Source organism: Geodermatophilus sp. SYSU D00079 (assembly GCF_054050635.1).
Window position 1 is genome coordinate 60,880 of the sequence record NZ_JBJGZS010000017.1, and the last position, 13,081, is coordinate 73,960.

The following is a 13,081-nucleotide window of genomic DNA, read 5'->3' on the forward strand; positions in this document are numbered from 1 at the left end:
CGGTGCCCGGTCCAGGCTCGGCGGCGTCGTCCGGGCGGGAATCTGACCCGGCCCGTTCCGCCTGCCCTCCGGTCGGGCGGTGGGGATGTCGGGGGACGGGCGGTCGTGGAGAGCAGAACGGCGCGTTCCCCGTTGACCTGACCGGTGACGGCGGGGACAACTGACCTCATCGGGGGGGCACGGGAACGGGAGGAGTCATGGACACCCAGCCCTTGGAGCACGTCACCTTCGACCAGCCGGACGAGGTCCGCGAGGGGGACAACTGGCGGCTGGAACTGCTGAACCTGTCCGGTGGCGCCCAGGTCGGCAGGATCACCCTCCAGCCCGGCTGGCGGTGGTCGGCACACGTCCGCCCCGTGGCCGGGACGGAGCTCTGCCAGGCGCCGCACCAGCAGTACCAGGTGTCGGGCCGGGTCCACGTCCTGATGGCCGACGGCACCGAGGTGGAGGCAGGGCCCGGTGACGTGACGTCGCTGCCACCCGGCCACGACGCGTGGGTCGTGGGCGAGGAGGTGGTCGTCGCCATCGACTGGCAGGGCGCCTCGGTGTGGGCGCGTCCGTCGTAGTCCTCGGGTCCGCCCGGAGCAGCGGGCCGGCAGCGCCCGGACCGACGCCACCGCCGGCCCGGTCCGTGGCGTCGCCGTCGGTGCCCGCCAGGGACACGCGGCCGGCCGACCCGCCCGGTCGGACGGCCGCACCGGGCGCCTGAGGGCGCGGGGACCGGTCAGCCGCGGACGAGGGCGACCGCCTCGCGGTGGCCGAGCTCGCCGCCGGCGGCGAACGCCGCGGCGTGCTCCTCGGCGCCGAGCGCCTGCGCCACGCGGGCGACCAGCTCGGCCTCCGCGCGCCGCGTCGCCGGCCAGGCCCGCAGCCCGGCCCGGTGGCGCAGCCCGTCGGCCGCGCCCAGGGCGGTCGCCGCCCGCGGTGCGTCGCCCCGGGCCAGCGCGAGGTGCGCGGTGGCGACCAGCGAGAAGGTCAGGGGCAGCGTGCTGACCTCGGTCTCCTCGCCGCGCTCCACCGATCGCACCAGCAGGGCGCGGGCCTCGTCCAGGTGCCCGGACCGCACCGCGAGGGTGGCGAGCTGACTGCCCGCGGCCGACCGCAGCCACGTGTTGTCGTACCGGCTGCCGAGCCGATCGGCCTCGGTGAGGTGCGCGCGGGCGTCCTCGGGCCGGCCGAGCGCCATCTCCAGCCCCCCGACGGTCAGCGCCGCGAAGGCCATGAAGGGCTCGTCCTGGCGGCGGAAGCCGTCGAGGGCCGTCGACGCCGCGCGCAGCGCCCCCTCGAAGTCGTCGGAGATCGGCAGCGTCCACGAGGTCGCCAGCTGGGCGGCGCTCTCCAGGTAGGCGTCCCCGGTCCGCCCCACGACGCAGCGCAGCTCGTCGACGGCGGCGAGGGCGCTGGCGTCGTCCCCGACCTCGACGGCCGTGACGGCGGAGGTGAACAGCAGCTCGGCGCGCGCCCGGTCGTCGAGTGCGTCGGCCTGCCGCTGGAGCCGGCCGATCCAGGCCCGCGCCTCCGGCATGCGCCCGCGCATCTGCCAGAACAGCCAGAGGATGCGGAACAGGTGCGGCAGGGGCGCGACGTCGTGGGCGAGGAACCAGCCGATGGCGGCGCGCAGGTTCTCCTCCTCGGTCCGCAGCCGTCCGGCCCACCGTCCCTGGCGCTCGGCGGGCCAGTCGGCGTCCTCGACGAGGGCGCGGAAGTACCCGGCGTGCCGCCGGGCGACGTCGCCCTGGTCGGCCCGGGCGGCGAGGCGTTCGGCGGCGAGCTCCTGGACCGCGGCCAGCATGCGGAACCGCGGGCCGGTGCCGCTGACGTCGACGGTCACGAGGCTGTGCCCGGTGAGCACGTCGAGCAGGTCGAGCGTCCGTTCCTCGGGGAGACCGCAGACGTGCACGGCGGCCTCGAGGGTCCACCCCTCGACGAACACCGACAGGGTGGCCAGCATCCGCTGCTCGTCGTCGGCCAGCAGCCCCACGCTCCACTCGACCGTCGCGCGCAGGGTGCGCTGGCGCTCGGGGAGGTCGACGGGCCCGGTGCCCAGGGTGTCGAGGCGACGGCCGAGCCGGGCGAGCAGCGCGGCCGGGTCCAGCAGCCGGGTGCGCGCCGCCGCGAGCTCGATGGCCAGCGGCAGCCCGTCGAGGCGCCGGCAGATCTCCGCGACCGCCGGCGCGTCGTCCGGGGTCAGCGTGAAGTCGTGGCGGACGGCCCGGGCCCGGTCGACGAACAGCCGCACGGCGGGCAGCGCGGCGAGCTCGTCCGGATCCAGTGGTTGCGCGGACGCGGGCACGGTGAGCGGGCCGACCGCGTACTCCCGCTCGGCCCGCAGCCGCAGGGGGGTGCGGCTGGTCGCGAGGACGGTGAGCCCGGCGCACCGCGCGAGGAGCTCGTCGAGGTCCGGTGCCACGCCGACGACCTGTTCCAGGTTGTCCAGCACGAGCAGTGTCGGCACGTCCGCGAGGTGCTCGGCCACGGCGTCCAGGGGCCGGCGGGCGCCGTCGACGGTGGCGCCGAGGACGGCGGCGACGCGGGGCAGCACCAGCGCCGGGTCGGCGACCGAGGCCAGCGGGACGAACACCGGGCCGCGCGGGTGGCGGTCGGCGAGCCCCTCGGCCACCGCGATCGCCAGCCGCGTCTTGCCGACGCCGCCGGGTCCGGTCAGCGTCACCAGCCGCGCGCCGGACCCCAGCAGCTGCGAGACCTCGGCGACGTCCCGCTCCCGCCCGATCAGCGACGTCGACGTCACCGGCAGCGTCCGCGGGCCCGGCCGGTCCGGAGCCGTGGACGGCGGTGGTCCCTCGTGGTCGGCGGCGCGGTCGGCGGAGCCGAAGCGCTCGCTCAGGAGCAGCGCCAGGTCGTCGCGGACCAGGCGGGCGAGCTCCCGCGGGGTGCGGAACGGGCGGTAGGAGTCGGCGCCGGCGGACTCGAGCTCGGCGATCATGGCCGTCAGCCGGGGTTCACGGTCGGGCGCCGGGACCTTCACGTACAGCAGCCGGGGGATCGAGGAGGACAGCCGGAACTCGTCCTCCAGGCCCGAGACGTCCATGCCGGGGCCGATCCAGCCGTAGCGCTGCCAGTACAGCCCGACGAAGACGTCGGACTGCGCCAGGTACGCCCGGTACAGCTCGCGGGGCGGGTGCGGGCGGGCCCCGAGCTCGAACAGCACCGGCGTGAGCCGCAGCGCGGTGATCGCGCGCGCGACCGCCGCCCGCTCCTCGGCGAGCTCGGCCAGCGTGGAGCTCACGAAGACCCGCAGCCGCTGGTCCGGCGTCCGGATCGCGGTCCTGTGCTGCTCGTCCACCGTCATGCGTCGTCCCCGGGGAGGTCGGCCGTCGACGTCCGGCGGCCGGGAGGAGAGGCCCGAGAGCACAGTGTCGCGATCCCGGCCCGCCGTGGGTACCGCCTCCCGACCACCCGCGGCGGAGCGGCGCACGCGCGGGGAGCCGGACGGGGCGCCGAGAGGGTCACAGGGGCTGCCCGGCGTCCTACGGTGGCGGTGCAAGGGGAGCCCGCCGATGCTCGCAGCGCGCCTCGGTCCCGCTCCAGCAGCTCCAGGAGCCCCGGGGCCCGGGAGACGGCCGCGCGACGTCCCGTGGGGGCCGACCCGGCCCCCCGGGGCGCCGGCGCCTCCGCCGTCGTCCCGGCAGCGTCCTCGCCCGGTACCGGCCGGCTCGACGGCAGGACGCCGACCGGAGGAGCGGCCCGCATGACGACCACCCGACCGACACTCGAGGAGTTCCTGGCGCAGCTGGAGGGCGGCCGCGCGCAGGGGCAGGTCCACTTCGACGACAGGCAGCAGTGCTGGCAGGTGCTCGGGCACCCGGAGGCCAGCGCCGTCCTCTCCGACCCGTCCGTCTTCTCCTCCGACCTGGGCGCGCTGCTGCCCGACCAGGCCGACGTCACGCTCTTCGAGCGCGGCAACTTCCTCCGGATGGACCCACCCCAGCACCGCAAGCTGCGGACCCTGGTCAGCCAGGCGTTCACACCGCGGGTCGTGGCCGGGCTGGAACCGCGCATCGCCGAGCTGACGACCCAGCTCCTGGACCGGGTCGGCGAGCGGTTCGACCTGGTCGACGCCCTGGCCCATCCGCTGCCGGTCATCGTCATCGCCGAGCTGCTCGGCGTCCCGGCCACGGACCGGCCGCTGTTCCGCACGTGGGCCGACGTCCTCTTCAGCCAGGAGGTCGACCCCGACCAGGCGCTGCGGGAGGCCGGTGAGCAGGCGGTGGTGGCCGTCGCGCCGACCATGCGGGAGATGAACGCCTACTTCCTGGACCACATCAGGTCGCGGCGGGCGCACCCCGCGGACGACCTGATCAGCGAGCTGGTCCGGGCCGAGGTGGACGGCGAGCGGCTGGCCGACGAGGAGATCATCGGCTTCGTCGGGCTGCTGCTGATCGCCGGCCACGTCACGACCACCGCCACGCTCGGCAACAGCGTCGTCTGCTTCCAGGAGCACCCGGACGCCGCCGCCGAGGTCCGGGCCGATCCCACCCTGCTCCCGGCGGCGATCGAGGAGGTCCTCCGGGTGCGGACGCCGTTCCCGCGCCTGGCCCGCATGACCAGGGCGGACACCGAGGTGGGCGGCGTGCCGGTCCCGGCGGGCCAGGTGGTGCTGCCCTGGCTGGCCGCGGCCAACCGGGACGCCCGGGTCTTCGCCGACCCCGGCCGGTTCGACGTGCACCGCTCGCCCAACCCGCACCTGGCCTTCGGGCACGGCATCCACTTCTGCCTGGGCGCCCCCCTGGCCCGGCTGGAGGCGAGGGTCGCGCTGCGGCTGCTGCTGGAGCACTACCGCGACATCGAGGTGGCCGGCGACGAGCAGGTCGAGCACCGCAACCCGTGGACGATGGTGGCCGTCACCCGGTTGCCCCTGGCGGTCGTGGCCGCCTGACCCGGGTGCGGATCCGCCGTGGCACCGGCCCGGTCGCCCGTGCGGTTGGCCGTGTGCGCGCTGCTCGCGGTGGTGTCCGGGCACTGGCCCGCCGGTGGACCGGCGTGGGTCGGGCCGCGCGGCGCAGCGGGCGAGCCGGTCCCTCAGCCGGGCAGGCCGGCGGCCAGGACGTCGGCGAACTCCTCGGGGTGGATCTGGAACCGGAGGTGGCTGCTGGCCAGGGACTGCACGTCGAAGGGCCGGTCGGGGAGCAGCGCGTCGGCCTCGGCGATGAAGCGGTCCTGGAGGGGGAGCGGCAGGGCGCGGTCCCCGGTCAGGCGCACGTAGGTGCGGGGGATCGACCCCCACGTGGCTGGATCGGCCCGGGTGGCCACCTCGTCGACGACCAGCGCCTCGTCCGGCTCCTGCAGGTGCAGGTAGGCCAGCAGCTCCTGCCGCGTGCCGTCGGCCAGCAGCGCGGCCTGGAGCAGGTCCAGGTGCGCGGGGTCGGCGGTGCGCCAGTTCAGCCGGATCGCGCCGATCTCCCCCGGGTCACCGACGGCGAGCACACCGGCGCCGGGCAGGAGGCTGCCCGCGTTCTCCGGCGCGGCTGAGTACTCGCCGACCGTCGCGGCGACCGGGCACCACGCGGAGACGTAGACCAGGCGGTCGACCAGCTCGGGGGCCGCGTTTCCCACCGCGGTCAGGGTCAGGCCGCCGCGGCTGGCGCCGACCAGGACGACGGGCCCGTGCTCCCGGGCGCGGCGCACGGTCGCGACGACCGCGGCGACGTCCTGGGCGGTGCTGATGCCGGCCATGCCGCTGGGCGCGTGGGCGAGCGCGTCGAGGTCCTGGGCGCCGAGGTAGCCGGCCGGGATGGTGGCCCCGAAACCGTGGCCGGGCAGGTCGACGGCGACCGCCCGGTACCCGCGCAGGGTGAGCTCGCGCGCGGTCGCCCCCCACACCGCGGCGTTGCAGAAGGCGCCGTGGACGAGGACGAACGTGGGGGAGTCCATGCCCCACACAACCACCCCGGGCGCCCCAGCGGTCTCAGCACCGCGGCGCGGGCGGGCAGTCCAGGTCCACCTCCAGGTAGGTGTCGCTGTACTCCAGCACCAGCGCGAACCCGGCGTCCCGGGCGGCTGCCTGCGCCAGGAGGTCGCCGAGGTCCACGGGCTCGGCGAGGGCGCCCGCCGGCGTCGAGCTCAGCTGCAGCTCCAGTTCCTCCCGGCCCGCGGGGTCGTCGAGGGGGTGGAGGCCGTACCAGAGGCTGCCCCGGCAGGACCGGCTGCCCGCGCCGATGCCGGCGGGCACCACCTCGCACCGGTCCCCGAGCACCCGCTGGGTCGCGGCGGTGGCCCCGGCGTCGTCGTCCGCGGGGAGCGGCAGGACGACGGTCGCCCCCACGAGGCAGCGCAGGCTGCCCTCGCTGTCGTTCCAGAACAGGTCGCCCGTGTCGGTCTCGGGGTCGACCAGGCAGATGTCGTGCGTCCGGTCCAGCAACGGCTGCGCGTCCCCGACGAGGGCGCCCATCTCCTCGGCGACCGCGCGCTCGGCGGCGGGCCGCAGCCCGTCCGCCCCGTAGCGGTCGGCGAGCTCGAAGGCGTCCTCGTCGTCGACGAGCTCCCACACCCCGAGGCCGGCCACGGCGGCGACCCCGAGCAGGACGAGGACCGCGAGCGGGCTCCTCGCCGGGCGGTGCCCGTGTCCGGGCCCGTCCCGGAACAGCGCGCCCACCACGGGTGGGCATGCTGGAGGACCGGTCGGTCGAGGAGCAGGCGCGGCCAGGACCCGGTCAGCCCGCGCGTGCGTCTCGTCGCGGTCGGCGGCGTCCAGACCCTGCTGGCTGTCGCCGATCGCGCCGTCAGCTCGCGGCGGCAGGCGCACCGGCATCCGCCCGGGACGGGCGGATGCCGGCCGGGGAGCCCGGGCGGCTCAGAAGGGCGGCTCCTCGCTGCCGGCACCGACCGGCGTCGCCCACGGGTCGGGGGAGTCGTCCCGCCCGGTCGCGGCGCGGCCGTCCCCGCTCCCGAACCCGCCGTCGCCTCCTCGGCCGCCGCCGCCCCCCGAGCGCGTGGCCTTGGTGACCGTCGCCGTGGCGTAGCGCAGCGAGGGGCCGATCTCGTCGACCTCCAACTCGACGACGGTGCGCTTCTCGCCCTCCTTGGTCTCGAAGGAGCGCTGCTTGAGGCGGCCCTGTGCCATCACCCGCGAGCCCCGGGTCAGCGACTCGGCGACGTTCTCCGCCGCCTCCCGCCACACGCTGCAGCGCAGGAACAGGGCCTCGCCGTCCTTCCACTCCTGGGTCTGGCGGTCCAGGGTGCGCGGGGTCGACGCGATGGTGAAGTTGGCCACCGCCGCGCCCGAGGGCGTCCAGCGCAGCTCGGGGTCGCTGGTCAGGTTGCCGATGATGGTGAGAACAGTGTCGCCGGCCATGATCCGGTCCTCCGTGTCGTTCGGTGCATCGCTCGGGTGAGCGCGCCCCGAGGCTAGGGGCCCCCACCGACAGTTCCCGGCTCGCCGTCCGTTCCCCGGCGGATCCCGGCGCCGGGACCGCACACCTGTCCCCGGGCGGTGGAACCATCGATCGCCGGACCGGGTGCGTCGGCGAGGGGGATGGCGGATGGGGGAGCGGCGGGCGGGGGTGGTCCTCGAGGCGACGCTGGAGCGGATCACGTACGCCAACGCCCAGACCGGCTACACCGTGGCCCGCGTGGACACCGGGCGCGGCGGTGACCTGGTCACCGTCGTCGGGTCGCTGCTGGGCGCCCAGCCGGGGGAGACGCTGCGGCTGCACGGCCGGTGGGGTGCCCACCCGCAGTACGGCCGGCAGTTCCAGGTCGAGGACTACACCACCGTGCTGCCGGCCACGGTGCAGGGCATCCGCCGCTACCTCGGGTCGGGGCTGGTCAAGGGGATCGGCCCCCGGCTGGCCACGCGGATCGTGGACCACTTCGGTGTCGACGCGCTGCGGGTGATCGAGGAGGAGCCGGGCCGGCTGGCCGAGGTGCCCAGCCTCGGCCCCAAGCGGACCCGGCTGATCACCGCGGCCTGGGAGGAGCAGCGGGCCATCAAGGAGGTGATGGTCTTCCTGCAGGGCGTGGGCGTGTCCACCTCGCTGGCCGTGCGCATCTACCGGCAGTTCGGCGGCGCCTCGATCGGCGTGGTCCGGACCGAGCCCTACCGCCTGGCCGCCGAGGTGTGGGGGATCGGCTTCCGGACCGCCGACGCGATCGCCGCCGCGGTGGGCATCCCGCACGACAGCGCCGAGCGGGTCGAGGCGGGGCTGCAGTACGTGCTCTCCGAGGCGACCGGGCAGGGGCACTGCTTCCTGCCCGGCCCCGACCTGGTCGCCCGGGCGGTCGAGGTGCTGCAGGTCCCGGCCGCCTTGGTGGGCCACTGCCTGGCGCTCCTGGTCGCCGACCAGAACGTCGTCCGCGAGGAGCTCCCCGGCGCCGACGGGGAGCCGCCCACGGTGGCGTACTACCTCGTCCCCTTCCACCGTGCGGAGGTCTCCCTGGCCGCGGGCCTGAGGAGGCTGGCCACCGCCGACGCCGACCGGGTGCCGGGCTTCGCCGACACGGACTGGGACGCCACGCTGACCTGGCTGCACCGGCACACCGGCGTGGAGCTGGCGCCCGCGCAGCGGGAGGCGGTGCGCCTGGCGCTGACCGAGAAGGTCGCCGTCCTCACCGGTGGCCCGGGCTGCGGCAAGAGCTTCACCGTCCGCTCGATCGTCACCCTGGCGGCGGCCCGGGGCGCGCGGGTCGTGCTCACGGCTCCCACGGGCCGGGCGGCGAAGCGGCTGAGCGAGCTGTCCGGGGTCGAGGCGGTGACCGTGCACCGGCTCCTGGAGCTGCGCCCCGGTGGCGAGGCCGCCTTCGACCGGGAGCGGCCGCTGGTGGCCGACCTGGTCGTGGTCGACGAGTCCTCGATGCTGGACCTGCTCCTGGCCAACAAGCTGGTGCGGGCCGTCCCGCCGGGCGCGCACCTGCTGCTGGTCGGCGACGTCGACCAGCTGCCCTCGGTCGGCGCCGGCGAGGTGCTGCGGGACCTGCTCGCCGAGGGCAGCCCGGTCCCGCACGTGCGCCTGACGCAGGTCTTCCGGCAGGCCGGCCGGTCGGGGGTGGTGACCAATGCGCACCGGATCAACGCCGGCCGGCCGCCCCAGGTCCGCGGTCTCGACGACTTCTTCCTGTTCAGCACCGAGGACGCCGAGGAGGCCGCGCGGCTCACCGTGGACGTCGTCGTCCGCCGGATCCCGGCCCGGTTCGGGCTCGACCCGCGCCGCGACGTCCAGGTGCTGACCCCGGTGCACCGCGGACCGGCCGGTGCCGCCGCGCTCAACGAGCTGCTGCAGGAGGCGCTCACCCCGGCCCGGCCCGACCGCGCCGAGAAGCGCTTCGGCGGTCGGGTGTTCCGGGTCGGGGACAAGGTCAGCCAGATCCGCAACGACTACGACAAGGGCGCGAACGGGGTCTTCAACGGCACGCAGGCCGTGGTCACCGCCATCGACCCCGTCGAGCAGACCCTCACCGTCGTCACCGACGAGGAGGAGACCGTCGGGTACGACTTCGGCGAGCTCGACGAGCTGGTGCACGCCTACGCCGTCACGGTGCACCGCGCCCAGGGCAGCGAGTACCCCTGCGTCGTCGTCCCCCTGACCACCAGCGCCTGGACGATGCTGCAGCGCAACCTGCTCTACACCGCCGTCACCCGCGCCAAGCAGCTGGTGGTCCTCGTCGGCTCGCCGCGGGCGCTCGCCCAGGCCGTGCGCGCCACCGGCTCCGGACGCCGGCACACCGGCCTCGCCCGCCGCCTCCGCGGCCGGCCGGCCGCCGCCGGCTCCCCGCCGATCCCGCTGGCCGGCTGACCGGGTTGCTCGCAGGTCGGGGCCGGCGCCCAGGACCGGAGGGGAGGAACGGTGGTGATCACGGACCCGGTGCTCATCCGGATCGGCGAGGTGGCGCAGCTCGGTCACCGGGGCGAGCGGGCGGCCGCCCGCCACCGGTTCGCGCAGCTGTGGGACGAGATCGGCGGCGAGCAGGGGGACCCGCTGCTCCGGTGCACGCTCGCGCACGCCATGGCCGACGTGCAGGACGACGTGCACGACGAGCTGGTCTGGGACCAGCGGGCGCTGGCCGCCGCCGACCTGGTCACCGCCGCGCGGGCGACGCAGGCCGGCCTCACGCTCCCGGTGGCCGGCCTGTACCCGTCGTTGCACCTGAACCTGAGCGAGTGCCACCGCCGGCTGGGGGACCTCGCCCGCGCCCGCGCGCACCTCGAGCAGGCGCGGGCCACGATCGACGCGCTCGGCGACGACGAGTACGGACGGTTGATCAGGGCCGGCCTGGAGCGGGTGGCCGCGCAGCTGCGCTGAGGTCCTCCGCCCCGGGCCGCGCCCCCTCGCCCGCGGCGGGGCGCGCTGCGTGCACGTCCCGCTGCCGGCGCCGTCCGGGGACGACGGCGCGTGCACGTGCCGCGCACGCGGGCCCCCGGCCCCGCCGAGGCGGACGGATTTACGCCGACAGCGAACGCCGACACGCCGTCCCGGCCCCCTGACCTGGGCGTTCGGTCGGCGGTCGGCGAGGTGCTTGCGCGGGCCGCCGGGTTGTGTCGGTACCCGCCCATAGCTTCCGGGTCGACAGCTTCCCCATGTCGCTAGGAGTCCACCATGGCTGTCTCTGGCCTGAAGATCCGCAAGCCCACCGGCCGCGTCCCGTGGCCGTGCATCCTCGTCGAGGGCGAGGAGAAGGCGGGCAAGAGCTGGGCGCTGGCCCAGTTCAGCACGAGCAAGCGCATCAGCGCCCTGTACTGGATCGACCTCAACGAGGGCGCGGGTGACGAGTACGGCGCCATCCCCGGCGCGGACTACCAGCTGATCGAGCACGACGGCTCCTACGCCCAGGTGCTGGCCGCCGTCCAGGCGGTCAAGGCCGAGGCACGCCGCGCGGCCGACGCCGGCGAGCCTCCGGTGGTGCTGGGCATCGACACCGGCTCGGCCATCTGGGACGGCCTCAAGGACTGGGCCAGCGCGCGGGCGGCGACGTCGGCCCGCAACCGCGAGCTGCTCAAGCGTGACCCGAACGCCGAGATCGTGATCAGCCAGAACCTGTGGAACGACGCCGGATCCCGCTGGCGCAAGCTGCAGACCGAGCTGCTCACCTTCCCCGGCATCGTCGTCGTCACCGCGCGCGGCAAGGAGGTCACCGAGGTCGACGCCAACGGCCGACCGGTCGAGGGGCAGAAGACCTGGTCGGTGCAGACCCACCGGGAGTTCCCCTACGCGGCCACGGTGTGGGTGCGGCTGCGCCGCGGGCGCCGGCCGCTGATCGTCGGGGCACGCAGCGTGCACGTGGGCATCAAGCCGAACGACGACCCGGCCAAGGAGGTCACCGACCCGGCGGCGGACGGCCGGCTGCTGGAGTGGCTGGTCTTCGACGCGCTCAAGTGCGACCCGGGCTCGGCGCACGTCCGGGACCTCGTCCCGTTCCACGGCGGCGGGCTGCTCGCGCACGAGCGCGACGAGGAGGAGGCGCGCAGCGGCACCGCGGGCCGGCGCAGCGAGCCGGACGTCGGCGAGCTGGCGGCCCGGATCCGGGAGGCCGAGGACGACGACGAGCTGCGCGAGCTGTGGGGCGAGGCCAACCGCGGCGCCCTGCTTCAGGTCGAGGTCCCGACCCCGGGCGGGTCGTACACCGTCGCCGAGCTGATCCAGGCCCGGCACGAGGAGTTCGTCGAGGCGGCCGTGCAGAGCCACCCCGCGGGTCGCCGCCGGACCCCGGCCGCTCCGCCCGCACCCACCACGCCCGCCGCGGTGGTCGAGGCGGCCCGGGCCGCCGCCGCGGCCTCCGCAGCGGCGGTCGAGGCGCCGCCCGCGCCGAAGAACCCCCTGCTGGAGGCCTCGCCGACCCCGGACGACCCGCGGGACCGCCGGCTCACCGCCGCGCGCAAGGGCGTGCTCGCCAGCCTGGAGGACCTCGGGATGACCGACGAGCTGATCGGCGAGCGGTTCGGCCGGCCGGTCGAGCAGGTGGCGACCAAGCGGCTGACCGCGCTGGTCCGCGAGGTCATCGCCACCCAGCGGGCCGGTGTGCCGGTCGGGCAGCAGGAGATCGTCGCGTGACGGCGGTCCTGTCCGCCCCGCCCGGGGCGACGGAGGCGGTCCTGCCGGCTCGGCCCAGCGCGGCCGAGCGGCGGGCCGCGCCGAGCCTGGCCGCGGCGGTCCGGGACCTCGACCGTCGCCGGGCCCGCTCCCGGCAGCGGATGATCGGCGCCTCCGAGCTCGGCGAGTGCCGGCGCCGGGCGGCCTACCGGGTCGCCCGGCGCCGGCCCACCAACACCCGCACCGGGCTGCAGGCCTTCCTCGGCACGGAGCTGCACCGGGGGGTGCTGCGCACCCTCCGCCGCCAGTACGGCGGGCTCACCGAGGTGCGGCTGCGGGGCGAGCAGGTCAAGGGCCGGTGCGACTGGTGGCACGCCCCGGTCGTCGAGGACCTCAAGACCACGTCCCGGTTCGGCTTCGAGCGGGTGCTCACCCGCGGGGTGCCGGCCAAGCACTGGTTCCAGGTCGCGGTCTACGCCTGGCTGCTGCGCACCGGGCGGACCGCCGACCGGCGTCTGCCGGAGGGCGTCGGTCAGGACGTCGAGGGGCTGCGCCTCCGGTACCTGTCCCGGGACTCGGGCGAGGACGTCGTCTTCGAGGCCGACTCCGACCCGGCACTGACGGCCGAGGCCCTCCTCTGGCTCACCGACGTCTACGCCACCGTGGAGGAGGAGGGCCCCGACGCCGTCCCCCGCGACGGGTTCGGCCCCGGGGTGGACACCATGTGCGACTGGTGCCCCTTCCTGGACCTGTGCTGGGGTCCGCCGGTCGACCCGGAGACCGAGGGCGAGGTCTCGCGCCAGTCCCGGCTCACGGTCACCGACCAGGACTACGTCGAGGCCGTGCACGACTACGACGCCTGGCGGGCGGCCGAGAACGAGGCCCGGCGCCACAAGGAGTACGCGCGGGAACGACTGCGGGGCCGCTCCGGGCCGGCGGAGGACCTGCACTGCGAGTGGTCCGGCGGCAGCCTGCGCACCCAGGTCGACAAGGACGCCGCCGTCGAGCGGCTGGCCGAGCTCGGCGAGGTCGTCCCCACGCGGCGGATCCGCAGCCCGCAGACGATCCGGGTCACCCGCACCGGCACGCGCCCCGACTGA

10 protein-coding genes are annotated in these 13,081 nt (G+C 76.1%); 6 read left to right on the plus strand and 4 right to left on the minus strand.

Features of this window, described 5'->3' with window-relative positions; genetic code table 11:
• Positions 1 to 197 precede the first annotated feature (197 nt).
• Positions 198 to 566 (plus strand): cupin domain-containing protein, encoded by a 369-nt coding sequence (locus ACI79E_RS14755; protein ID WP_456933311.1) that lies wholly within the window; start codon positions 198 to 200, stop codon positions 564 to 566.
• A gap of 158 nt (positions 567 to 724) precedes the next feature.
• Here ACI79E_RS14755 and ACI79E_RS14760 read toward each other — a convergent pair whose 3' ends face one another.
• Positions 725 to 3,310 carry a DUF4062 domain-containing protein gene (locus ACI79E_RS14760; RefSeq protein ID WP_456933312.1) on the minus strand — a complete coding sequence of 862 codons (2,586 nt, stop codon included), beginning with the start codon at positions 3,308 to 3,310 and terminating at the stop codon, positions 725 to 727.
• A gap of 399 nt (positions 3,311 to 3,709) precedes the next feature.
• Between ACI79E_RS14760 and ACI79E_RS14765 the strand changes: the two genes are divergently transcribed.
• The gene (locus tag ACI79E_RS14765; RefSeq protein WP_456933313.1) at positions 3,710 to 4,897 is read left to right on the plus strand and encodes a cytochrome P450; all 1,188 of its coding nucleotides are present in this window, start codon (positions 3,710 to 3,712) and stop codon (positions 4,895 to 4,897) included.
• A 143-nt stretch (positions 4,898 to 5,040) separates the two neighbouring features.
• Here ACI79E_RS14765 and ACI79E_RS14770 read toward each other — a convergent pair whose 3' ends face one another.
• The 3 genes from ACI79E_RS14770 to ACI79E_RS14780 all read right to left on the minus strand — a co-directional run bounded on the left by ACI79E_RS14770 (position 5,041) and on the right by ACI79E_RS14780 (position 7,312).
• A complete protein-coding gene (locus ACI79E_RS14770; protein WP_456933314.1) occupies positions 5,041 to 5,892 on the minus strand; it encodes an alpha/beta fold hydrolase in 852 nt (283 codons plus the stop codon).
• A 34-nt stretch (positions 5,893 to 5,926) separates the two neighbouring features.
• Entirely contained in the window at positions 5,927 to 6,616 is a 690-nt protein-coding gene (locus tag ACI79E_RS14775; protein ID WP_456933315.1) for a hypothetical protein, read from the minus strand.
• A 195-nt stretch (positions 6,617 to 6,811) separates the two neighbouring features.
• Positions 6,812 to 7,312 (minus strand): single-stranded DNA-binding protein, encoded by a 501-nt coding sequence (locus ACI79E_RS14780; protein WP_456933316.1) that lies wholly within the window; start codon positions 7,310 to 7,312, stop codon positions 6,812 to 6,814.
• Positions 7,313 to 7,499: 187 nt separating this feature from the next.
• On the opposite strand from ACI79E_RS14780, the gene recD2 reads away from it, so the two are divergent.
• The 4 genes from recD2 to ACI79E_RS14800 all read left to right on the plus strand — a co-directional run bounded on the left by recD2 (position 7,500) and on the right by ACI79E_RS14800 (position 13,081).
• A complete protein-coding gene (gene recD2, locus ACI79E_RS14785; protein ID WP_456933317.1) occupies positions 7,500 to 9,749 on the plus strand; it encodes an SF1B family DNA helicase RecD2 in 2,250 nt (749 codons plus the stop codon).
• A gap of 51 nt (positions 9,750 to 9,800) precedes the next feature.
• Positions 9,801 to 10,256, plus strand: a complete 456-nt coding sequence (locus ACI79E_RS14790; protein WP_456933318.1) for a hypothetical protein — start codon at positions 9,801 to 9,803, stop codon at positions 10,254 to 10,256.
• 294 nt (positions 10,257 to 10,550) lie between these two features.
• Positions 10,551 to 12,002 (plus strand): hypothetical protein, encoded by a 1,452-nt coding sequence (locus ACI79E_RS14795; protein ID WP_456933319.1) that lies wholly within the window; start codon positions 10,551 to 10,553, stop codon positions 12,000 to 12,002.
• Positions 11,999 to 13,081, plus strand: coding sequence for a PD-(D/E)XK nuclease family protein (locus ACI79E_RS14800; protein WP_456933320.1), 1,083 nt, complete (start codon positions 11,999 to 12,001; stop codon positions 13,079 to 13,081). The genes ACI79E_RS14795 and ACI79E_RS14800 overlap by 4 nt, the downstream gene beginning before the upstream one ends.

Excerpts from the sequence above, each read along its gene's own strand:
- ACI79E_RS14760 (WP_456933312.1), bottom strand. The coding sequence starts at position 3,310 with ATGACGGTGGACGAGCAGCACAGGACCGCGATCCGGACGCCGGACCAG.
- ACI79E_RS14770 (WP_456933314.1), bottom strand. The coding sequence starts at position 5,892 with ATGGACTCCCCCACGTTCGTCCTCGTCCACGGCGCCTTCTGCAACGCC.
- ACI79E_RS14755 (WP_456933311.1), top strand. The coding sequence starts at position 198 with ATGGACACCCAGCCCTTGGAGCACGTCACCTTCGACCAGCCGGACGAG.
- ACI79E_RS14765 (WP_456933313.1), top strand. The coding sequence starts at position 3,710 with ATGACGACCACCCGACCGACACTCGAGGAGTTCCTGGCGCAGCTGGAG.
- ACI79E_RS14795 (WP_456933319.1), top strand. The coding sequence starts at position 10,551 with ATGGCTGTCTCTGGCCTGAAGATCCGCAAGCCCACCGGCCGCGTCCCG.
- recD2 (WP_456933317.1), top strand. The coding sequence starts at position 7,500 with ATGGGGGAGCGGCGGGCGGGGGTGGTCCTCGAGGCGACGCTGGAGCGG.
- ACI79E_RS14780 (WP_456933316.1), bottom strand. The coding sequence starts at position 7,312 with ATGGCCGGCGACACTGTTCTCACCATCATCGGCAACCTGACCAGCGAC.